This is a genomic window from Exiguobacterium indicum HHS 31 (genome assembly GCF_001939065.1).
GTDB lineage: Bacteria > Bacillota > Bacilli > Exiguobacteriales > Exiguobacteriaceae > Exiguobacterium_A > Exiguobacterium_A indicum.
Genome location: NZ_MPSZ01000022.1, coordinates 1 through 1059, shown reverse-complemented (window position 1 = coordinate 1059; position 1059 = coordinate 1). Strand labels below are relative to the sequence as shown.

At 46.1% G+C, this 1059-nt stretch carries 1 protein-coding gene; it reads right to left on the bottom strand.

Annotation, left to right across the window (positions count from 1 at the left end):
- Positions 1-13: 13 nt before the first annotated feature.
- A complete protein-coding gene (locus N179_RS16720; protein WP_075643193.1) occupies positions 14-952 on the bottom strand; it encodes an IS30 family transposase in 939 nt (312 codons plus the stop codon).
- Between the last annotated feature and the right edge of the window lie 107 nt (positions 953-1059).

Below are 1059 nucleotides of genomic sequence, written 5' to 3'. Positions count from 1 at the left end.
TTATGACGGTTTGTCAAATTAAGCGCAACACTTCTTCGGAAAAGACCTCGTATGCAGTTTTCCAATCCAAACACTTTCTTGGTCGATTGTTGATTCTAGAAAGTGCGTAATCTAATTCTGTCTTGTTGATCATTCCGAAGTTGGTTCCCTTTGGGAAGAACTCACGGAGAAGACCATTTGCATTCTCATTGCTGCCACGTTGCCATGAAGAATAGGGATCCGCAAAGTACATTGGGATACCAAGAGAGTCCTGTATCCGTTCGTGACAGCTGAACTCCTTACCGCGATCCGTCGTCATGGTTTGAAACGTTCCCGATGGGAAAGAAGAGTAAAGTGTTTGGATGGCATGTTCCATCGAGTGAGAAGAACGATCGACCATCGGTAGTACGATATAGAACCGACTTTTACGTTCGATGAATGTCGCAACACACGCCTTTGTCTGCCCTCGTCCCGATACGACAGTATCCAACTCCCAATGCCCGAACGGTTCTCGACCCCGGACGTCCGACGGACGTTTACTGATCGGAAGCCCGATGTTGAAGCGACCTCTTGTCTCACGTGGCTTTTGGCGCTTTCCTTTTTGTCGTAAAACGCCTAAATCGCTCTTGATGAATCCTTTATATATCCATCGATAGATTGTACTGTACGATGGTCCCTGTTCGTGAAAGAGCCGTCCGGCGATCTGTTCGGGAGACCATGTCTCTCGCAGTTTCGAAAGGATACATGAGCCAAGCGAAGTGCTGAACAGCGTGCGTGCTCCACAATTCTTTTTTTGCATCTCATAACGCAGTCCGGCGTTGATCGCATTGTAGGAAGGATTCCGTTTGAGCTCATGTGAAATCGTGGACGGCTGTCGTCCGAGATGCTGAGCGATCTTTCGCATTGAAAATCCAAGCTCTAGATAAGTTTCTATTTTGACTCTTTCTGATGTGGTAAGATGAACATAGCTCATAACGAATCCTCCGTTGAATTTGGTGTGGTAACTCTATTCTACACGAGGTCGTTATGGGTTTTTTTTGTGTTTTCAGCTAGGTGTTGCACTTAATATTACAATTCGTC